Source organism: Streptomyces sp. NPDC012510 (assembly GCF_042955065.1).
Lineage (GTDB): Bacteria > Actinomycetota > Actinomycetes > Streptomycetales > Streptomycetaceae > Streptomyces.
The window spans coordinates 116973-135905 of sequence record NZ_JBIBEN010000011.1 but is presented as its reverse complement, the minus strand read 5'-3'; the positions used below and the strand labels follow the sequence as shown (position 1 = coordinate 135905).

General features: G+C 72.3%; 19 protein-coding genes. 5 read left to right on the top strand and 14 right to left on the bottom strand.

The window, feature by feature from the left end:
* Positions 1–2 precede the first annotated feature (2 nt).
* The gene (locus ACFY9I_RS21635; protein ID WP_391003934.1) at positions 3–1811 is read left to right on the top strand and encodes an ABC transporter permease subunit; all 1809 of its coding nucleotides are present in this window, start codon (positions 3–5) and stop codon (positions 1809–1811) included.
* 100 nt (positions 1812–1911) lie between these two features.
* Here the strand turns inward: ACFY9I_RS21635 and ACFY9I_RS21630 are convergent, their stop codons facing one another.
* Positions 1912–2847, bottom strand: coding sequence for a hypothetical protein (locus ACFY9I_RS21630; protein WP_391003932.1), 936 nt, complete (start codon positions 2845–2847; stop codon positions 1912–1914).
* 162 nt (positions 2848–3009) lie between these two features.
* Between ACFY9I_RS21630 and ACFY9I_RS21625 the strand changes: the two genes are divergently transcribed.
* The 4 genes from ACFY9I_RS21625 (at position 3010) to ACFY9I_RS21610 (ending at position 6721) form a co-directional block, all read left to right on the top strand.
* A complete protein-coding gene (locus ACFY9I_RS21625) occupies positions 3010–3516 on the top strand; it encodes an SRPBCC family protein (protein WP_391003930.1) in 507 nt (168 codons plus the stop codon).
* The gene (locus ACFY9I_RS21620; RefSeq protein ID WP_391003928.1) at positions 3509–5140 is read left to right on the top strand and encodes an FAD-dependent oxidoreductase; all 1632 of its coding nucleotides are present in this window, start codon (positions 3509–3511) and stop codon (positions 5138–5140) included. Before ACFY9I_RS21625 ends, ACFY9I_RS21620 begins: the two co-directional genes overlap by 8 nt.
* A 45-nt stretch (positions 5141–5185) precedes the next feature.
* Positions 5186–6064 (top strand): short-chain dehydrogenase/reductase, encoded by an 879-nt coding sequence (locus ACFY9I_RS21615; protein WP_391003926.1) that lies wholly within the window; start codon positions 5186–5188, stop codon positions 6062–6064.
* A 273-nt stretch (positions 6065–6337) separates the two neighbouring features.
* Positions 6338–6721, top strand: a complete 384-nt coding sequence (locus tag ACFY9I_RS21610) for a hypothetical protein (RefSeq protein ID WP_391003924.1) — start codon at positions 6338–6340, stop codon at positions 6719–6721.
* 87 nt (positions 6722–6808) lie between these two features.
* On the opposite strand, the gene hypE is transcribed toward ACFY9I_RS21610, so the two are convergent.
* From hypE to ACFY9I_RS21545, 13 genes are all read right to left on the bottom strand, one after another.
* The gene (gene hypE, locus ACFY9I_RS21605) at positions 6809–7888 is read right to left on the bottom strand and encodes a hydrogenase expression/formation protein HypE (protein ID WP_391003923.1); all 1080 of its coding nucleotides are present in this window, start codon (positions 7886–7888) and stop codon (positions 6809–6811) included.
* Entirely contained in the window at positions 7881–9008 is a 1128-nt protein-coding gene (hypD, locus tag ACFY9I_RS21600; RefSeq protein ID WP_391003921.1) for a hydrogenase formation protein HypD, read from the bottom strand. Before hypD ends, hypE begins: the two co-directional genes overlap by 8 nt.
* Positions 9005–9313 (bottom strand): HypC/HybG/HupF family hydrogenase formation chaperone, encoded by a 309-nt coding sequence (locus ACFY9I_RS21595; protein ID WP_391003919.1) that lies wholly within the window; start codon positions 9311–9313, stop codon positions 9005–9007. The genes hypD and ACFY9I_RS21595 overlap by 4 nt, the downstream gene beginning before the upstream one ends.
* 31 nt (positions 9314–9344) lie before the next feature.
* Positions 9345–11723 (bottom strand): carbamoyltransferase HypF, encoded by a 2379-nt coding sequence (gene hypF / locus ACFY9I_RS21590; protein WP_391003917.1) that lies wholly within the window; start codon positions 11721–11723, stop codon positions 9345–9347.
* Complete coding sequence (hypB, locus tag ACFY9I_RS21585; RefSeq protein ID WP_391003916.1) at positions 11720–12571, bottom strand: hydrogenase nickel incorporation protein HypB; 852 nt, start codon at positions 12569–12571, stop codon at positions 11720–11722. The genes hypF and hypB overlap by 4 nt, the downstream gene beginning before the upstream one ends.
* A gap of 3 nt (positions 12572–12574) precedes the next feature.
* The gene (locus tag ACFY9I_RS21580; RefSeq protein WP_391003914.1) at positions 12575–12973 is read right to left on the bottom strand and encodes a hydrogenase/urease maturation nickel metallochaperone HypA; all 399 of its coding nucleotides are present in this window, start codon (positions 12971–12973) and stop codon (positions 12575–12577) included.
* Positions 12974–13137: 164 nt separating this feature from the next.
* Positions 13138–13245 (bottom strand): DUF6893 family small protein, encoded by a 108-nt coding sequence (locus ACFY9I_RS21575; protein ID WP_391003912.1) that lies wholly within the window; start codon positions 13243–13245, stop codon positions 13138–13140.
* Positions 13246–13256: 11 nt separating this feature from the next.
* Positions 13257–13811 (bottom strand): hydrogenase maturation protease, encoded by a 555-nt coding sequence (locus tag ACFY9I_RS21570; protein ID WP_391003911.1) that lies wholly within the window; start codon positions 13809–13811, stop codon positions 13257–13259.
* On the bottom strand, positions 13808–15226 hold the full coding sequence (locus ACFY9I_RS21565) for a hypothetical protein (RefSeq protein WP_391003909.1): 1419 nt from the start codon (positions 15224–15226) through the stop codon (positions 13808–13810). Before ACFY9I_RS21565 ends, ACFY9I_RS21570 begins: the two co-directional genes overlap by 4 nt.
* Positions 15223–15918, bottom strand: a complete 696-nt coding sequence (locus ACFY9I_RS21560; protein ID WP_391003907.1) for a DUF6084 family protein — start codon at positions 15916–15918, stop codon at positions 15223–15225. Before ACFY9I_RS21560 ends, ACFY9I_RS21565 begins: the two co-directional genes overlap by 4 nt.
* Positions 15915–16586, bottom strand: a complete 672-nt coding sequence (locus tag ACFY9I_RS21555) for a DUF5947 family protein (protein ID WP_391003905.1) — start codon at positions 16584–16586, stop codon at positions 15915–15917. Before ACFY9I_RS21555 ends, ACFY9I_RS21560 begins: the two co-directional genes overlap by 4 nt.
* Positions 16583–17116, bottom strand: a complete 534-nt coding sequence (locus ACFY9I_RS21550; protein WP_391003903.1) for a hypothetical protein — start codon at positions 17114–17116, stop codon at positions 16583–16585. Before ACFY9I_RS21550 ends, ACFY9I_RS21555 begins: the two co-directional genes overlap by 4 nt.
* Positions 17113–18897, bottom strand: coding sequence for a nickel-dependent hydrogenase large subunit (locus ACFY9I_RS21545; RefSeq protein WP_391003901.1), 1785 nt, complete (start codon positions 18895–18897; stop codon positions 17113–17115). Before ACFY9I_RS21545 ends, ACFY9I_RS21550 begins: the two co-directional genes overlap by 4 nt.
* Positions 18898–18933 lie beyond the last annotated feature (36 nt).

Sequence of the window (18933 nt, the reverse complement as noted above, 5' to 3'; positions counted from 1 at the left end):
CGATGAGCATCACCTCGTCGACCGGTGGCCACGGTCGGCCGACCCGGTGGCGCGCGGGGGCCGGCCGCGTCGTCGCCGGGACCGCGCTGCTGACCGCGGTCGCCTTCCTGCCCTGGCTGTCCGGCACCGACCCCGCGCTGACCGTCCTGCGCGCCCGCTCCGCCGAACAGGACCCGACCCCGGCGCAGCTTGCCGCCGTACGGGAACAACTGGGCCTCGACGAAGGGCCGTCCGTCCATCTCTCGCGCTGGCTGGACGGGCTGGCGCACGGGGACGCCGGCACCTCCTGGGTGTCCGGCGAACCGGTCCTGCCCCAGGTGACGACCGCCTTCGCGGTCTCCCTCACGCTGATGCTCGGCGCACTGGTGGTCACGGTCGCGGTCGCCGCGCTGATCTGCGGCCGCACCCTCCACCTGGGCTCCCGGCGGCGGCTGCGGCAGGGGAAGGCGGGTGCTGGGGCGGCCGTCCTCGCCGCGCTGCCCAAGTTCCTGCTGGCCTCGCTGCTCGCGACGGTGTGCGGGGTGTGGCTGGGCTGGTTCCCCTCCCAGGGCTGGGCAGGGCCGCAGTCGATGGTGCTGCCCGCGCTCGCCCTCGGGGTGCCGTCGGGGGCGATGATCGGCGGGCTGCTCGACCAGTCCCTGCCCGCCGCCTTCCACGAGCCCTGGGCCCGCACCTGGCGTGCCTTCGGCCTCCCGCCCGGCCGCATCGCGCGCACCGCGCTGCGCCGCGCGCTGTCGGGGGTGCTTCCGCAGCTCCTGCCGACCGTCGTCGGCCTGGTCGGCGGGGCGGTCGCGGTGGAGAAGATCTTCAACATCCCGGGCCTGGGCCGTCTCGCACTGGAAGCCGCCATCGCCCAGGATCTGCCGCCGCTGCAGACCGCCACGCTGGCCCTCGTCCTGCTGGGCGTCTGCGCCGGCCTGGTGATCCAGGCGGTACGCCGCGCGCTGCTCGGCCCGGCCCTGCGGGACGGCGCCCTGCCCGCCCTGCACCCGCCCGCCCTGCCGCGCCCCCGCTCGCTGCCCTGGGCCGTCGGGTCGTGCGCCTTCCTCCTGCTCACGCTCGTCGTGGCCGGCCTCCTGCGGGACCCCCTGCACGTGGACACGACGGCCCGACTGCTCCCGCCTTCCTTCGCCCATCCGCTGGGCACCGACTCGCTCGGCCGTGACCTTCTGGCCCGGCTGGGCCACGGAGCCGTGCGCACGGCCTGTGTGGCCCTCGCCGTGACTGCGGTCAGCGCCCTCCTGGGGCTGTTGATCGGCATGGCCACACAGGTGGGGGCCGGCCTGACCGAAGTGGTGTCGACCCTGCCGGCCGTGCTCGCCGGGCTGCTCACCACCGCGGTGACCGGGCCGTCCGTCTGGGGCGCCGCGTGCGCGGTATGCGTGGTGGCCTGGACCCCGTACGCCGCCCAGACCTGCGCCCTGTTCGAACAGGAACGGGCGAGCGGCCATATGCTCGCGGCGATCTCCTTCGGCGCCGGCCCCGCCTACCTCCTGCGGCACCACGTGCTGCCCGCGGTGCTGCCCTCACTGGTGCGCAACGCCCTGCTACGGCTGCCCACCACCGTGCTCGTCCTCGCCTCCCTGGGCTTCCTCGGCCTCGGCGAACAGCCACCCACGCCCGAGTGGGGCCGCCTCCTCTCGGAGAACCAGCCCTACGTGGAACTGGCCCCCTGGACCGTGCTCGCCCCGGCCACCGCCCTCATCCTCCTCTCCGTCCTCGCGGTCTCCGGCACGGCCTCCCCGCTCATGACGCGTCGTCGGCACACGGGCGAACGCACCGCTGCGAAGGAGCTCGCGCAGGCCGCCTGAGTCGACCGGTCACCTCACGGCGGAGCGGGTACCGCGGGTGTTGCCGGGTCCCGCGTCGTCGCGCCGCCCGGCCACCGCGGTGAGCCCACCCGGCGGACGTTCAGGACAGCCGTTTCACCTCCTGGGCCGCCTCGTGTGCCGTCCGCTCCGCCTGGGCGGTGGCGTCGGCCGTCCTCCGTCGCTGTTCCTCGGCCTTGTTCTGTTCCTGGTCGGCTCGCTGAAGCTCCTCGCGTGCCTGGTGTAGCTGCCGCTCGGCGGCGGACACCTGCTGTGCGGCCCGGTCGTGCCGGTCGCGGGCCTGCTTCAGCAGGGCTTCGGCGTCCGCCTGTGCGGCGCGCAGCTCGCGCAGGCGTCGATCGGCCGCTCGGGCCGTCTCGCGTGCCCGGACGAGTCGCTCCCGCTTCTGTCGGCGCCGCTCGGCGACCTCGTCCTTCGTCCGCGTCCTCTGCGGCGAGGGCGTGGCGGCTGCACGGGGCGGTTTGCGCGCAGTGGCGGCTGCACGGGGCGTGCCGTCCGCCGCGGCGGACGACGAAGGGAAGTCCGTGGGCGGAACGAGGGCGCTCTCCAGACGGCCGGTGGCCCACAGATCCGCCGCGTCCTGGTCGGTGAGCACGGCGAGCAGGGTGGTCTCGACGTCCCGCTGGACCGTGTCCGACAGCCGGTGGCCCGCCTCACGGGCGAGTTCACCGGCCTGCCGGGACAACGCGGCGACGAGACCACGGCGCTGGTCGGACAGCTCCTTGATCCCACCGGCGTCCAGGCTCCGATAGGCCTCGCGCAGCGCACGACCCAGCTCCAGGAACCGCCCGCTCTCCTCCGGTCGGGAACGCAGCAGCAGGTTCGCGGCCCAGGCCGCGAGCGACGGGCGGCGGGCGGCGTGGATCCGGCGGCTGTCCTCGGCGCGCCCGGCCGTCCTGGCCCGGGCAGCCAGCACCTCACGGCGGGCGACGAACCCCGGGGGCGGCGTGGCATAGAGCTCGTCCAGAGCCGCCTCCACGTCGTGACCGCCGCCGCCCCCCGCACCCTTGCTCCGCATGATCACCAGCCTCCGTCGCCGCAGCCCACCGCGCACCTCGGCCCGCCACCGGGCCGGCCGGTGTGTGTGCCACGGTTCGCCGGACGTCCGAGTTATTTGGTTGGTCTTCCTCGGGCCGGGCACTCGGCTGGCGACCGAGGCGGGGGGTGAGGGAGGTGCGCCATGGCGGTACGGCATCGACTGATCAAGGTGAGTCCACAGACCGTGTGGGCCGTTCTGGCCGACGGGAGCCGGTATGCGGAGTGGGTGGTGGGAACGTCGGAGTCCGAGCCGGTGCGGGGGCAGTGGCCGCAGGTGGACTCGGCGATCGGCTACGAGGTGCGCGTAGGCCCCGTCACGCTCAGCAACGAGACGGTCGTCCGGTACTGCGAGGAGGGCCGGGAGCTGGGACTGGAGGCACGGGCGGGCGCACTGGGCACGGCTCGGATCTCCCTCACGCTGCGTCCCTGGGGTCGACACTGTCTGGTGGTCGCGGACGAGCACCCGCTGCAGGGAGTGGGCGGCATGCTGCACAACGTGGGCGTGGAGGCGCTGATCCAGTTGCGGCACCGCGCGATGCTGGCCCGGCTCGCCCGGGTCTGCGAGGAACGGGCCCGCGCCGAGCAGCCGGAAGGCTTCCAGGAGCTGCGCGAGGCGGCGGCTCACGGTGCCGGAGGCGGCCGTGCCTGACGCGGTGGTGATCGGCGCCGGCCCGAACGGGCTGGTGGCGGCCAACCTGCTGGCCGACCAGGGATGGAGCGTGGAGATCGTCGAGGAGCAGCCGGAGCCCGGTGGCGCGGTGCGTCACGACAGGGAGGTGGACCCTGATTTCGTCACTGACCTCTTCAGCTCCTTCTATCCCCTCGCCGCCGCCTCACCGGTGGTGGCGGGGCTGCGTCTCCATGAGCACGGGCTGCGCTGGAGTCACGCCCCGCGTGTGCTGGCGCATCCCCTCAGCGACGGCAGGTGTGCGGTGCTCGCCCGCCGGGTCGACGCGACCGCCGACTCCCTCGACGCCTTCCATCCGGGTGACGGGGACGCCTGGAGGCGTCTGCACGGGATGTGGGAAAACCTCGGTCCCGACATCGTGGAGGCCCTGTTCACCCCCTTTCCCCCGGTGCGCGCCTCGGCCCGCCTCGCGCTGCGGCTGAGGGCCGCCGGCGGCCTGCGGATGGCTCGCACCCTGGCGCTGCCCGTACGTCGTATGGGCGAGGAGGAGTTCTCGGGGGAGGGCGGCAAACTGCTGCTGGCCGGGAACGCGCTGCACGCCGACCTCGCGCCGGAGGCGGCGGGCAGCGGAGGCTTCGGCTGGCTGATGTCCATGCTCGGCCAGAGCTACGGTTTTCCCGTGCCGGTCGGCGGCGCCGGGGCCCTGACCGAGGCCCTCGTCCGCCGGCTGCGGGCGCGCGGCGGCACCCTCCACTGCGGGCAGCGTGTCCGCCGCGTCCTCGTGCGCGACGGACGAGCCACCGGAGTGGTCACCGCCGACGGCCGTACGGTGACCGCGCGCCGCGCCGTCCTGGCGGACGTGTCCGCGCCGGCCCTCTACGGCGAACTCGTCGACGCCGACCACCTCCCGTCCCAACTGGCGGCCGACGTCAAGTGTTTCCAGTGGGACTTCGCCACATTCAAGGTCGACTGGGCCTGCTCCGGGCCCGTGCCCTGGCAGGCCGAGGCGGCCTCGCAGGCCGGCACGGTCCACCTGGCCGACGGGATGGACGAACTCACCCGCTTCGCCGCCCAGATCGCCATGGGCCACGTGCCCGATCGTCCTTTCGCCCTGTTCGGTCAGATGACGACCGCCGACGCCTCCCGATCGCCACGCGGCACCGAGGCCGCATGGGCGTACACCCATGTTCCGCACGTCATCAAGGCCGACGCAGGCGACGAGGGCCTCACGGGCAGTTGGAGCAAGAGCGAGCAGGAGGTGATGGCCGACCGGGTCGAACGACAGGTCGAGCGTTTCGCACCCGGTTTCCGCTCCCGTATCCGTTCCCGGCGCATCCTGGCCCCGCCCACGCTGCAGGCCCTCGACGGCAATCTGCTCGGGGGCGCCATCAACGGCGGCACCGCGGCCCTGCACCAGCAGCTCGTGTTCCGCCCCCTGCCCGGCACCGGCCGTCCCGAGACCCCCGTGCGCGGTCTCTACCTCGCCTCCGCCTCCGCCCACCCGGGCGGCGGCGTCCACGGAGCCCCGGGCGCCAACGCCGCCCGCGCGGCACTACGCCGGCACCGGCTGCCCGGCCTCACCCGCGCCCAACGCCTCCTCACACACCGGGACCGCACCGGGCAGAAGACAGGGCCCCCTCACTGACGTCCCTCCCACCATCCGAATCCCGGCGACGAGAAGGGAGCACCCGTGACCGACAGTCCCGTCAAAGACCGCACCGTCGTGGTGACAGGAGCCGCACGTGGCATCGGAGCGGCGCTGGCGGACGCGCTCGCCCGGCGCGGCGCGCGGCTGGCCCTGCTCGACCATGACGGCCCGGCGCTGGAGGCGACGGCCGCCGCGCTGCCGGGCACGGCCGTGGCCGTCACCCTCGATGTCACCGACGCCGACGCTCTCGAGGAGGCCGCCGAAGAGATCCGCGGACGCCTGGGCAGACCGTCCGTCGTCGTGGCGAACGCGGGCATCGCCGAGGGCGGCCCCTTCGCCCTGACCGACCCCGTGACCTGGCGTCGCGTGATCGACGTCAACCTGGTCGGCAGCGCCCTGACCGCCCGGGCGTTCCTGCCGGACCTGTTGCGGACCGCCGGGTATCACCTGCAGATCGCCTCGCTGGCGTCGATCGGCGCCGCGCCCCTGATGGGCGCCTACTGTGCCTCCAAAGCCGGTGTGGAGGCTTTCACCCACTCCCTGCGCGCGGAGACGGCGCACCACGGGGTCGCCGTGGGCATCGCCTACCTCGGCTGGATCGACACCGACCTGATCCGCGACGCCGACCGGCACGCGGCCCTGCGGGAACTGCGCACCCACATGCCGCCTCCGGCCGACCGTGTCCATCCCACCGCGACCGCCACCGCCCGCCTGACCCGCGCCGTGGAGCGGCGGAGCACCGCCGTCTACATCCCGCGCTGGCTCCGTCTGGCCCAGATGGCGCGGGCCGCGATCCCACCCCTCGTGCTCCGCGCGAGCCGCCACCACCTGCCCCGTCTGGAAGCCGAGGAGCCGTTGCTTCCCACGGGCCTGCTGGGCGCCGGCGGCCACGCCGACCGGACCACTGCCACGGGCCGGTGAGGCCGGCGGCCGGACCCGGCCGTGGTCAGCGGAGGGTGGTCCTCAACTGGTAGCGGCCGGACGGCAGGCGGTACGGCGACACACTGTTCGCGTGCCCGAGGAAGCGGACGCCTTCCGCGGCGGACAGCGGCATCCTGCCTGTCCGCCGAACCCCTCACCCAGACCCTCAACCGGAAAGCTCACGATGTGCTCGAAATATCGTGAGAGGGGATAATTTACCCAGGCGGCGCACGAGCCGCGCTCCCCCATTCCACAGAACAGGCAGGTCGGACCATGCCGAAGAAACCACGTTCGTCCGAGCCGTCACACGGAGAAGGCCCGAGCAGCCACCGGGGCACCGGACAGCACGGCTGGGCGCCCGATGTGGACGAGACGCAGCAGCAGGACAACCCGAGCGCCCGCCGTTCCTTCCATGCCGAGCATGCCGGTGAACGGGGACCGGGGCGCAAGAAGTCCGCGCAGGAGACGAAGTCCGTGCCGGGTGACAGGGTCGAGAGCCCCAACACGAGCGGCGAGGAGTACGCCGACGCGGACGAGAAGGGCAGGCGCGACACCGGGCGCAAGGGTCGCTCCCAGCGTCCCAGCGGCACCAAGGACGCCTCCGCCATCACCGGCGTGGACCCGCAGGACCCGCCCTCCGGGCGCCGAGCGGGTTAGCCACCCCGTTCGGGTCGGCCACCCCGTTCGGCGCACGGACGGCCGGCGGCATGCCCCTGGACGCCTGAGGCGCGCAGTCGCCCCGTGTCAGCAGATGCGGGGCAACTGCTCACCGATCGGGAGGTCGACCACTCGCGTTCCCCCGAGGCCGGTCCGAGCCACGACCATGCCGGGATGGGCGTCGACGGCCTCACCGATGATCACGGAGTCGGCGCCCAAGGGGTGGTTTCGCATCGCCTCCAGCACTGCGTCGGCGTGCTCGCGCGGGACGAAGGCCACCAACTTGCCCTCGTTGGCGATGTACATGGGGTCCAGTCCGAGAACGGCGCAGGCGTTGGCCACGGCGGGCGGTACGGGTACGTCGCGTTCGCGGATCACCACCCCGGCGCCGGAGGCCTCCGCGATCTCGTTGAGGGCGGCCGCCAGACCCCCTCGCGTGGGGTCGCGCAGGACATGCAGATCCGGGGTGACGGCGAGCATGGCGTCGACCAGGCCGCCGAGCGCGGCGCAGTCGCTCTTGATCTCCACGCCGAACTCCAGCCCCTCGCGCACGCTCATCACCGCCACCCCGTGGACACCGACGGCGCCGCTGACGATCACCACGTCACCGGGGACGACCCGCTGCGGACGCAGATCTACGCCCGCCGGGACGAGACCGATGCCCGCCGTGTTGATGTAGATCCCGTCGCCGTGTCCGGCCTCCACCACCTTGGTGTCGCCGGTGGCCACCTCCACACCTGCGGTGCGCGCGGCGACGCCGAGTGCCTCGGCCACCCGTGCGACCACGTCCAGTTCGACGCCCTCCTCCAGGATGAATCCGCAGGAGAGGTAGGCGGCGCGGGCGCCTCGCATGGCGAGGTCGTTGACGGTGCCGTTGACGGCGAGGTCGCCGATGCCGCCGCCGGGGAAGAACAGCGGCCGCACCACGTAGGAGTCGGTGGAGAACGCCAGCCGGGCACCGCCCAGGGAGAGGACGGCCGCGTCACCCATCTGGGCGAGTGCCTCGCCGCCGTAGGCGGGCGCGAAGATCTGCTGGACCAGTTCGGCGGAGAGGGCTCCGCCACCGCCGTGACCCATGACGACGCGGGGCAGGTCGCGCAGCGGTGCCGGGCAGGTCCACGCTTCGAGGTCCAGGGCGGGGGCGGGGAGATCGGTGGTGTCAGACAACGGGGGTCGCCTCCCGGGCCTTGGTGGTGGGCATGTCCAGCCGGCGGTAGAGGTAGTACGCCGCGCAGGCGCCCTCGCTGGAGACCATGGTGGCTCCCAGGGGGGTGCGCGGGGTGCACAGGGTGCCGAAGGCCTCGCACTCGTGCGGCTTGAGCAGCCCCTGGAGGACCTCTCCGCTGCGGCACTCGGCGGGTTCGGCCGTCCGGATGTCGCCGACCGCGAAGCGGTGCTCGGCGTCGTGGTCGCGGTACGCGGGCGACAGCCGCCAGCCGCTGTCGGGGATCACCCCGATACCGCGCCAGGCACGGTCGGTGACCTCGAAGACGTCCTCCAGCATGGCCCGTGCTGCCGGGTTGCCCTCGGGGCGGACGGCACGGGCGTAGGCGTTGTCGACGGTGTGTTCCCCGCGCTCCAGTTGGCGGACGGTCCGGCGGACGCCTTCGAGGATGTCCAGCGGTTCAAAGCCCGTCACGACGATCGGCACGCGGAAGCGGTCCGCCAGTTCCGGGTACTCCCCCACGCCCATCACGCTGCAGACGTGCCCGGCCGCGAGGAAGCCCTGCACACGGCAGCTCGGCGAGGACATGATCGCCTCGATGGCCGGTGGCACGCGGACATGGGACACCAGCATGCTGAAGTTGCGGATGCCCAGCTTCCGGGCCTGGTGGACGGTCATCGCGTTGGGAGGCGCCGTCGTCTCGAAGCCGATACCGAAGAACACCACCTCGCGGTCCGGGTTCTGCCGCGCGATCCGCAGCGCGTCGAGCGGCGAGTAGACGACACGCACATCGCCCCCTTCCCCGCGGACCTGGAACAGATCCCGTCCCGTGCCCGGCACACGCAGCATGTCGCCGAAGGAACAGAAGATCACCTCCGGCCGGGAGGCGATCTCCAGGGCCTTGTCGATGACCTCCAACGGGGTCACGCACACCGGACAGCCAGGGCCATGGATCAATTCGACCTCGTCCGGCAGGAGTTGGTCGATGCCGTGACGGATGATGCTGTGGGTCTGCCCGCCGCACACCTCCATCAGGGCCCACGGCCTGGTCACCGTGGCATGGATGTCGTCGAGGAGCCGACGCGCCAGCTCCGGGTCCTGGAACTCGTCGATGTACTTCACTGGTTGCGCACCTCTTTCACCACCGGATCCACGCCCGCCTCCGCCGCCGCCAACTGCCAGGGATCGCCGAACTCCTCCTGCAGCATGCCGAGTTCGGCGAAGAGTTCGAGCGTCTGCCGTGCCGACTCCTCGTCCAGCCGTTGCAGCGCGAATCCGACGTGGACGACGGCGTACTCGCCGACCCGGAGGTCGGGCAGATACTCCAGGCACACCTCCTTGACCACACCGCCGAAATCGACGGTGGCCATCCGGGTGCCGTCCCGTTCCTCGATGTCCAGCACTCTGCCGGGTACCGCCAGGCACATGAGCCTCTCCTCGCTGTGGGTCGCGCGTCGGTCAGTCCGTGGGGGTGGTCCGGGCGGCCACCATCAACTGGCCCAGCGCCAGGCCACCGTCGTTGGGCGGCACCAGGTGGTGCCGCAGGACAGTGAAGCCGTCTTCGTGGAGGAGGGCGGCGCAGGCCGAGGAGAGCAGTGTGTTGGCGAACACGCCTCCCGTCAGGGCGACCGTGTCCAGCCCGTGCTTCTGCCGCGCCCGAGCACAGAGCCGGTGCACCAGACCCGCCACTGCCCGGTGGAAGCGAGCCGCCACCAGGGCCGGTCCGACGCCCGCGCGCAGATCGCCGACGATCGCCGCGAGCACGGGTGCGGGATCGGCCCGTACGGCGCCGCCCCCGCCGCCCTCCGGCTCGTGAAGGGCGAAGGCGTACGCCGTGGTGTCCTCGGCGGGCGCGTGCAGTGCCGCGCCCTCCAACTCGACGGCGGCCTGCGCCTCGTACCCGGCTCGGTGGCACACACCGGCCAGGGACGACACGGCGTCGAAGAGCCGGCCCATGCTGGATGTCGGAACACAGTTCAGCGCGCGCTCCAACTGTCGCTCAAGGAGCCGGAGTTCGTCGCGGGGGCAGGCGGCGGTGCAGGCGAGGTCGGCGGACCAGTCGATTCCGGCCGTCCACAGATGGGCCAGCGCCATGCGGTACGGGCGGCGCACGGCGGCGTCGCCGCCGGGCAGCCGGGCGTAGGCGAGGTGACCGAGCCGGGTGAAGCGGTCGTAGTCCGCGAGCAGGAACTCGCCGCCCCACACCGCTCCGTCGTCGCCGTGGCCCGTTCCGTCGAAGGCGACGCCGATGACCGGCCGGCTGCCGTCCAGCCCGTGCTCGGCCATCGCTGCGGCGATGTGGGCGTGATGGTGCTGGACGCGTACGACGGTCCGGTGCGCGGCGTTCCGGTCGGCCCAGTGGGCGGACCGGTAGCCGGGATGCCGGTCGGACGCCAGGATGTCGGGGCGCACCCCCGTGATGGACTGCAACTGGGCCTCAGCGTGCCCGAAGGCCCGCTGTGTGGCGACGTCGTCCATGTCACCGATGTGCGCCGACAGCCAGGCCCGGCGGCCCGCCCCCAGGCAGAAGGCGTTCTTCAGATCTCCCCCGACGGCGAGGGCCGGCCGCACCGGCAGCGGGAGGGGGACCGGTAGCGGGACGTAGCCACGCGAGCGGCGGATGATCAGCGGCTGTCCGTCGCAGACGCGGACCACGGAGTCGTCGCACGGGACGTGGATCGGCCGGTCGTGCGTGAGCCAGGCGTCAGCCAGGTGCGCGAGGCGCTCCAGCGCCTCGGTGTCGTCGGTGACGATCGGCTCCCCGGAGACGTTGCCGCTGGTCATCACGAGAAGCCGGGGGCCCTCCGGGTCGCCTGGCAGGCCGAGCAGCAGATGGTGCAGGGGTGTGTACGGCAGCATCACGCCGAGGTCGGGGCTGCCGGGCGCCACGGCCTCGACGGGCGACGGATTCCCGAGGGCGTGCGGGTGGCGCCTGAGCAGTACGACCGGCCGGGCCCGGCTTTCGAGCAGACTCCGCTCCTCGGGGAGCAGTCGGACGAGGTGCCGGATCTCGTCGGCGGTCCTGGCCATGACGGCGAACGGCTTGTCGCCGCGTGCCTTCCGGCGTCGCAGGAGGTCGACCGCCGTCCGGTTCGTCGCGTCGCAGGCCAGGTGGTAGCCGCCCAGGCCCTTCACGGCGACGATCGCGCCCCGAGCGAGCAGTGCGCGCGCCTCGGACACCGGATCCGCCGCTGCGTCGACATCCCCCGGCCCCGGCCCCTGGTCGGCGAGGAGCCTCACCTGCGGCCCGCAGGCCGGGCAGGCGACCGGCTGTGCGTGGAAACGGCGATCGGCCGGATCCGCGTACTCCCTAGCGCAGTCGGTGCACATCGCGAAACCGGCCATGGTGGTGTTCGCCCGGTCGTACGGCAGGCCGGTGACGATGGTGAAGCGCGGGCCGCAGTGGGTGCAGTTGACGAACGGGTGCCGGTAGCGCCGGTTCGTCGGGTCGGCCAGCTCGGTGAGGCAGTCGGCGCAGGTGGCGGTGTCGGGTGAGACCAGGGTGCCGGCCGGTCCGTCGGTGCGGGAGGTGAGGATGGTGAAGGCGGTGTCGCCGGCGAGCGGCATCTCGTGGTGCTGGACGGACTCCACGCGGGCCAGCGGGGGTGCCTGGACGGCGATGCGGTCACAGAAGCGGGCCACGGCCGAGGCGCCGCCCTCGACCTCCACGACGACGCCCTCAGGAGTGTTGGTCACATGTCCGACCAGGGCGAGTTCGGTGGCCAGGCCGTACAGGTAGGGCCGGAAGCCGACGCCCTGCACCACCCCCCGCACGGTGATCCGGCGTCGCAGCAACGTGTCCTCGACAACGGCGGCCGGGGCCTGCGTACCACTCACGAGGGGGTGTGGGCCATGGTGCCGGTGGCCTCCGTGTGCGGGCGGGCGTGCTCGTGGTCGTCGTGGGTCCGGCCAGGGGGGTCATCGGGGTGACCGTGGTGACTGCTGTGGTGGTGATCGTGGTGACTGTGGTGATCGTGGGTGTGCCCGTGGTGGTGGGACTGGCGGGCCATGACCGGCCTGTGGACGGGTGCGCCGTCCCCGGCCGCCATGGCCCTGTCGAGCAGCGCGCCGACGCCCTTTCCCCGCCGTGCCGAGGTCATGACCACCTCGACTCCGGGGTTGACCCGCTCCACGTTCGTGCGGAAGGCGATCTCGTCGAACTCGACGGCCTCCGCGAGGTCGGTCTTGGTGACCACGACCAGGTGGGCGAGGCCGAAGGCGGTGGGGTACTTGAGCGGCTTGTCCTCGCCCTCCGTCACCGAGGCGAGGGCGACCCTCAGCGTCTCCCCCAGGTCGTAGGAGGCCGGGCAGACGAGGTTGCCGACGTTCTCCACGAACAGCAGCCGGGTGTCGTCCGGCAGCCATCCCTCCAGGTGCGCCGCGAGCATCCCCGCCTCCAGATGGCACAGTCCATCGGTGAGCACCTGCTTGACCGGGACCCCGGAACGGGCCAGCCGTTCCGCGTCGTTCTCCGTGGCGAGATCGGCGCTCAGCGCCGCGACGGGGACGGACCGCTCACGTGCCCGGAGCAGTTCCTGCTCCAGCAGCGCGGTCTTGCCGCTGCCCGGACTGGACAGCAGATTGACGACGGCGGTGCCTCGGGCCGCGAGGTGCGCGCGCAGGTGATGGGCGCTCGCGTCGTTCTTCGCGAGTACGGCCTGTCGCAGGTCGACGACACGACACATGGTTCAGCGCTCCTCGGAGATCGGTTCGCGGGTGGGCGCGTGCGCGGGGCCGCCGGTCTCCCAGCGCACGTCCAGGATCTGCAGTTCCCGGCCGACCAGCAGGTCGGTGCGGGTGCCGCCGCACTCGGGGCAGGTCAGCCGGGGCGGCATGCCGACGGCCCATTCGTGTGCGCAGGGTGTGCAGCGGGCCCGCCCCGGTACCGCCTCGGTGAGCAGTTCGGAGCCCTCCAACAGGGTTCCGGCGCAGGCCAGTTCGAAGCAGAAGGAGAGCGCGTCGGGTACGACGCCGGCTAGTTCGCCCACCTGGAGCCGTACCGACCGCACCGCCGTGACGTCCCCGGCCCGGTCGGCGGCCTCGGCGACCTGGTCGACGACGGCCAGCGCGACGGACATCTCGTGCATGGGCTTGAGTCCTTCCGGTGCCTGCCTGCCGCCGGGGTTCATTGAAGGCGCGCGTCGGCGGGTGGTACGGCCCGGCACGCCGTCGCCGGTCGGCGGGTACGCCGTTCGACGCAACCGCGCGGGCCGAGGGAGCCACCGGGCGGCGCCACGGGGTGGCGCCCGGTTCACATACGGCGGATCCGCAGATAGCGCCTGAGGTCGGGAAGCACCTGCGCGGCGAGGGTGCCCAGGGCGGCCAGGGCCGCACCCCCGATGACCATCTTCTTCGTCATTGCGTCGCTCCTCATGTGGGGATCTCTCCGGCCGTGGCCCGCGGCGCGGGCTCTCGCGGATCGTTGTGGTCCAGCAGCTCTTCGATCAGTCGGACGGCCCCCGGTACGGCGTCGGACACCGCGGTGGTGAGGCCGATGCCCTCGTCCACGGAGGCGGGTTCGCATCCGACGACCAGGACGCGGCGTGGTGGCTCGCCGCCGGTTCCGGCGCACAGGGTGCCCAGCAGCGCGAGGACGGTGTCGGGAGTCATCCGGTGGCCGTCCAACGCGGGGGTGCCGGGCGAAGAACTCCCGCCCTCGGCCGCCTCGTGTTCGATCACGTACAGCGTGCCGGGGGCCTCGCCGCGTGCCGTGGCGTCCACGAGGACGAGGGTGTCGTAGCCGTCCAGGAGCTGATAGGCGAGGTGCACACCGCGCACGCCGATGTCCACGACCTCGATGTGTCCGGGCAGGTCCCGCTCGGCGAGCAGACGCGCGGTCTCCACTCCGAAGCCGTCGTCACGGAGGAAGATGTTGCCGATGCCCGCCACGAGAGTGCGTGGACCTGTCCGCGGGGGACTGTTCATGCGTCGTCCTCCAGCGGGGTGACCTCGTCGGGCTGGAAGTACAGGAACCGTCCCTGCTCGCGGCGGATGTCCGCGCCCGGGTCACCGTCCACCGTGACCGCCAGGTGCACCCCGCCGTCGACGTCGTGCAGAACCGCCTCGACCGTCGCGGTACGGCCCCGCAGGAAGATGTCCTGCGCGTCGGTGCGCCGCAGGCCCGGGTGCAGTGCGACCCGGCTGCCCTTGCCCACCGGCCGTCCGTCCACGACCACACGGTCCCGCTCCGGGTCGAAACCCGCCTCGCTCGCGGGGTCCCACCAAGGGGTGTCCGGACGCTGGACCCCGAACTCGTCGGGGAAGCCGACACCGGTGTCGCCGGTGACCTCCCGCAGACCGCGTACCGCTCCGTGCAGCCGTTCCAGGACCTCGGCCGGCATGGAGTCCGCCAGCTCGATCACGGCGGCGGCCCGGTCGTCGGTGCCCCGGGCCTCGCGTTTCTCCTCGTCGGTGAGGGCGGCGGTGCGCAGGGCCAGGATCTCGTCGATCTCGGTGGCGTCGTAGAGCGCGCCGGGACTCTCCGGTGCGATGGACGGGTGGTCCTCCAGGATGATCGGCGAGGACAGCACGAGGTCGGTGCGACCGGGTTCGCCGGCGAGCACGGGCCAGGTGTGCAGGTTGCGGCAGGCGGCGACCGCGCCCTTCGCCCACTCCGGCGGATCGGTCATCGACAGAAACGATCCGGCGCTGAGGGCCATGAGCACATGGGTGGCCACCAGGGAGTGCGGGAGTGCCGCGTCCCGGTCGGCGCCACGGCCCTCGGGCGGTGTCCAGGCGCTGGTGTTCTCGACGACGGCGGTCAGCCGCAGCGCCCGGTAGGGCCCGTCGAGTTCGCGGGCGGACAGCCGGACCGTACCGCTGATCTCCTCGGACCGCCGGACCAGTCGGCCCACGGTGCGGCCGGCCGCGTCGAGGACCGGCGCGGTCTGCTCCCGCGCGGGGCACTTGAAAGGACGGGTGACGCCGTCACCGAGGAGATCGTCCACCGGGGCGACCACCTCGACGCGCTCCTCGTTCCCCTCGTCCCAGGGCACCAGCACACGGTCGTCGAGGCGGAGTTCGGGCACCGTGTCGAAGCCGCCGTCCGGGCGGGCCCGCTGCACCGTGCGCCTGCGGGCGTGCAGGAAGCGCACCTCCACCGAGAGGGTCGCTCCCGCCTTCGGTTCCATCAGGCATTCGGTGTGCTGGAAGTCGTACTCCTCGCACTCGGCGCCCCAGCCGGGCGGCACGAGCACCCCGAACTGCCAGCGCAGCCGGTTCTTGGCCGCCGAGGCGCGGTAGGGGTAGAGCACATAGCCCTCGAAGAGGACGGCGTCGGCCACCTGTCGGGCGAGGGCGAAGCGCTCCTCGGTCTCGGGGGCGAACGCGGTCATGGTCACGGGTCGGTCCTTCCGGTGGTGCCGGTGAGCGCGCGGAGCGGGTCCCTCCGAGGCGGGCCCGGGGCGGCGCCGCTCTTGTCGAGCAGGGCCTTGACGGTCGCCTCCCAGGAGGGCAGCGCGTGCCGGGAGCGGTAGGAGAGGAGGGCGTCCATCGTGTCGCTGGGCAGTCGGATCCAGCCGCATCCCGGGAAGTGCTGTTCGACCATCTCCCGCCAGGTGGCGACCGGCATTCGGTAGACCGCCTCGCGGTCCCAGGGGACCGGCTCGACGCGGAAGCCCCCGGCGCCGGTGAAGGCCGTACCGGAGAAGAGCATCAGCAGCGGGACCTCGCCGTCGGCGAGGGCCGTGAGGTAGCGGGTGGCGGCGATGTCCATGTCGTAGGTGCAGGGCACGACGAGGTCGGCCTCGATCTCTCCGGTGAAGCTCGGGACCATCAGCGAAACCTGGGCGAACTGCACCGGTTGGAGGGAGCTGCCCCAGCGTGAGCGTTCGCCGAAGAGGTCCGCCAGCCCGTCGGCCTCGGCGGACTCGTAGGTCCGGCGGGCGGGTTCGATGCGGATCTGGCAGCGTAGTGCGAGGGCGTGCACGCGTGCGTTGCCGGCGGCGGTCACGCGCAGCCGGAAGACCAGGGTCGGTCCGGCCGCGTACCGGTCGGCGCGGACGCCGGTGCAGGCGAAGGCGAACTCCGTCACGGTCGCACCCCCTCGTGCGACGGCTGCGCCGCCCCGACCCACGCGTACCCTGCTTCTCCCACGGGCCGGACGCGTCGCGCGACGTCGGCGAAGAACGCCTCCAGCGCGGCGCGGGCCTCGGCCCCGCCGTCGAAGCCGTGCCACAACAGGCGCATACGGCCGACGAGTTCGTAGCAGATGTCGATGGGGACGAGGTGGCAGTCGATGCGGCCGTCGGAGCGGCGCAGCAGCAGTGCCTCGACGTCGGGTTCGAGGAGTTCGGTGAGGCGGCTGCCGCCGAGGACCTCGGTCCAGGTGGCCGGTTCGAGTTCGCTCTCGGTGGCTCCGGCCGGGCTCGGGTAGAGGGCGACCAGCCGGTCGAGGGCCGCGTTGCGGAAGAGGAAGGCGACGCCGACCGGGATCTGCAGCGCGTCCCACGCGCTCTCGTCGAGGCGGTGTGCGGGGTCGGTCAGGTAGCGGTCCGGGACCGTGCGGAAGCGGCCGGCGGCTGCGCCCGGCTGTTCCATCAGCACCGCGCAGGGGGCGCAGGCGCAGACGAGGGCGCGTTTGTCGGTGTCGACGAGGTGGCGGTGGTCCTCGGGCACCGCCACCGCGCACAGTTCGCACCGTTCCGGCTGGGCCGGGCGCTCGGTGAGGAACCTCCGCAGGCCTACGGTGGTCATGCTCATCTGGCTCCCGTCGGTGCCGTGCCGATCTGCAGGAGCGTGGGCCCCACGGGCGCGCTCTCCACTTCCACGGCCCTGACCTCGGGGGCGAAGCAGGCGAGCGCGGCCTCGGCGGCCTGCCGGGCGTCCCCGCCGGAGCCGCAACCGCAGCCGCCGCCCGCCCGGGCGCGCACCCTCAGCGTGCCGCTGCTCTCCTCGAAGTCCCGCACCTCCAGCGTGTGGTCGCGGACGCTGTCGAGGGCGCGGGCGATGCGGGTGTCGCGGTCCTCGGGATGCAGGTCGTGCAGGACGAGCAGGCCGGCGACCAGGTCGTCGCCGAGCAGTCGCGCCGACGGTTCGCCGGGCGCGGAGGACAGCAGGTGGAGGATGCGGGCCAGGCCGGCTCCGTAGAAGTCCATGAGGGACCGGACGAGTTCCTCCGCGGCCGAGGCGGCGGCCGGGTCGCCGCTCGCGGTCAGGCGGTCCAGCACCTCCTCGACCCGGCGTCCGGTCTGCTCGACGTTCACCGGCGCGGCCGCCGTGGCCGCGCTCATCCGCCCAGTCCGCTCAGGCCGGTGGGAACGTGCATCGACTTCACCGTCTTGCCGCCTCCGACGTACATGTGAACGCCGCAGGGCAGACAGGGGTCGAAGCTGCGGACGGCGCGCATGATGTCGATGCCCTTGAAGTTCTCCGGGGTGTTCTCCTCGAAGATGGGGGTGTTCTGCACGGCGTCCTCGTACGGGCCCGGTGTGCCGAAGGTGTCCCGGGTGCTGGCGTTCCAGGGGGTCGGCGGGTACGGGTGGTAGTTGGCGATCTTGCCGTCGCGGATCACCATGTGGTGGGAGAGGACTCCTCGGACCGCCTCGGTGAAGCCGACGCCGATGCTCTCGTCCGGGACCTCGAACTTCTCCCAGGTCTGGGTGCGTCCGGCCCGCACCTCCTCCAGGCCCATCTCCGCGCAGTGCAGGGCGACGGCGGCGGCGTACGCCTGGAAGTAGGTGCGGGCGCGGTTGCGTTCGAGTGCGTTGGACCACTTCGGGATCTTCCACTCGAAGGTGGTCTCCGGCTTGGTCATGGTGCGGGGCAGGTTGATGACGACGCTGTGGCCGGTGGCCTTGACGTACCCGATGTCGACGAGCCCGGACAGGGCGGTGGACCACAGGCGGGCGATGGGGCCGCCGCCGGTGTCCAGGGCGAGGTGGTCCTTGCCGTCGAACCAGCGGGGCGACATGACCCAGCTGTACTTGTCGTCGAAGTTCCGCTTCTGCGGGGCGGGGATGGTGTGCTGGTTCCACGGATGACGCGGGTCCACCGGGTTGCCGAGCGGGTCCTGGGTGACGAACTGTTCCTGGCCCTGCCAGTCCTCGTAGTAGGAGCTGCCCAGCAGGATGCGGATGCCGAGGTTGATCTGGGTGAGGTCGTTGGTGACGAGCTTTCCGTCGACGACGATGCCGGGCGTGACGAACATGCGCCGGCCCCAGTCCGACATGTTGGCGTAGGTGAAGTCGCAGTACTCGGGGTCGTTGAGGGCGCCCCAGCAGCCGAGCATCACGCGGCGGCGGCCGACCTCCTCGTAGCCGGGCAGCGCCTCGTAGAAGAAGTCGAAGAGGTCGTCGTGCAGGGGCACGACGCGCTTCATGAACTCGACGTACTTCATCAGACGGCTCATGTAGTCCGTGAAGAGCTGGACGGAGCCGATGGTGCCGACGCCGCCCGGATAGAGCGTGGAGGGATGTACGTGGCGGCCCTCCATCAGGCAGAACATCTCCCGCGTGTAGCGGCTGACCTGGAGGGCCTCGCGGTAGAACTCGCCTTCGAGGGGGTTGAGCGAGCGCATGATGTCGGCGATCGTTCGGTAGCCGTGCTCGCCGGCGTGCGGGGCCTCGGTGCGCTCGGCGAGTTCGAGGACGCCCGGGTTGGTCTCCTTGACCATCTTCTCGCAGTAGTCGACCCCCACCAGGTTCTCCTGGAAGATGTTGTGGTCGAACATGTACTCCGCCGACTCACCGAGGTTGATGATCCACTCGGCGAGGTGCGGGGGCTTGACGCCGTACGCCATGTTCTGCGTGTACACCGAGCAGGTCGCGTGGTTGTCCCCGCAGATCCCGCAGATACGGCTGGTGATGAAGTGGGCGTCGCGGGGATCCTTGCCGCGCATGAAGACGCTGTAGCCGCGGAAGACCGACGACGTGCTGTAGCACTCCGCGACCTGCTTCTGCTTGAAGTCGATCTTCGTGTGGATGCCCAGGCTGCCCACGATCCGTGTGATCGGGTCCCAGGCCATCTCCATCAGGCCGCTGCCGTCGCCGGCCGCCTTCGTCGTCGATGCCATCGTCTGTGCCGTGCCCTTCGTTGCGCGGTCGGTTCA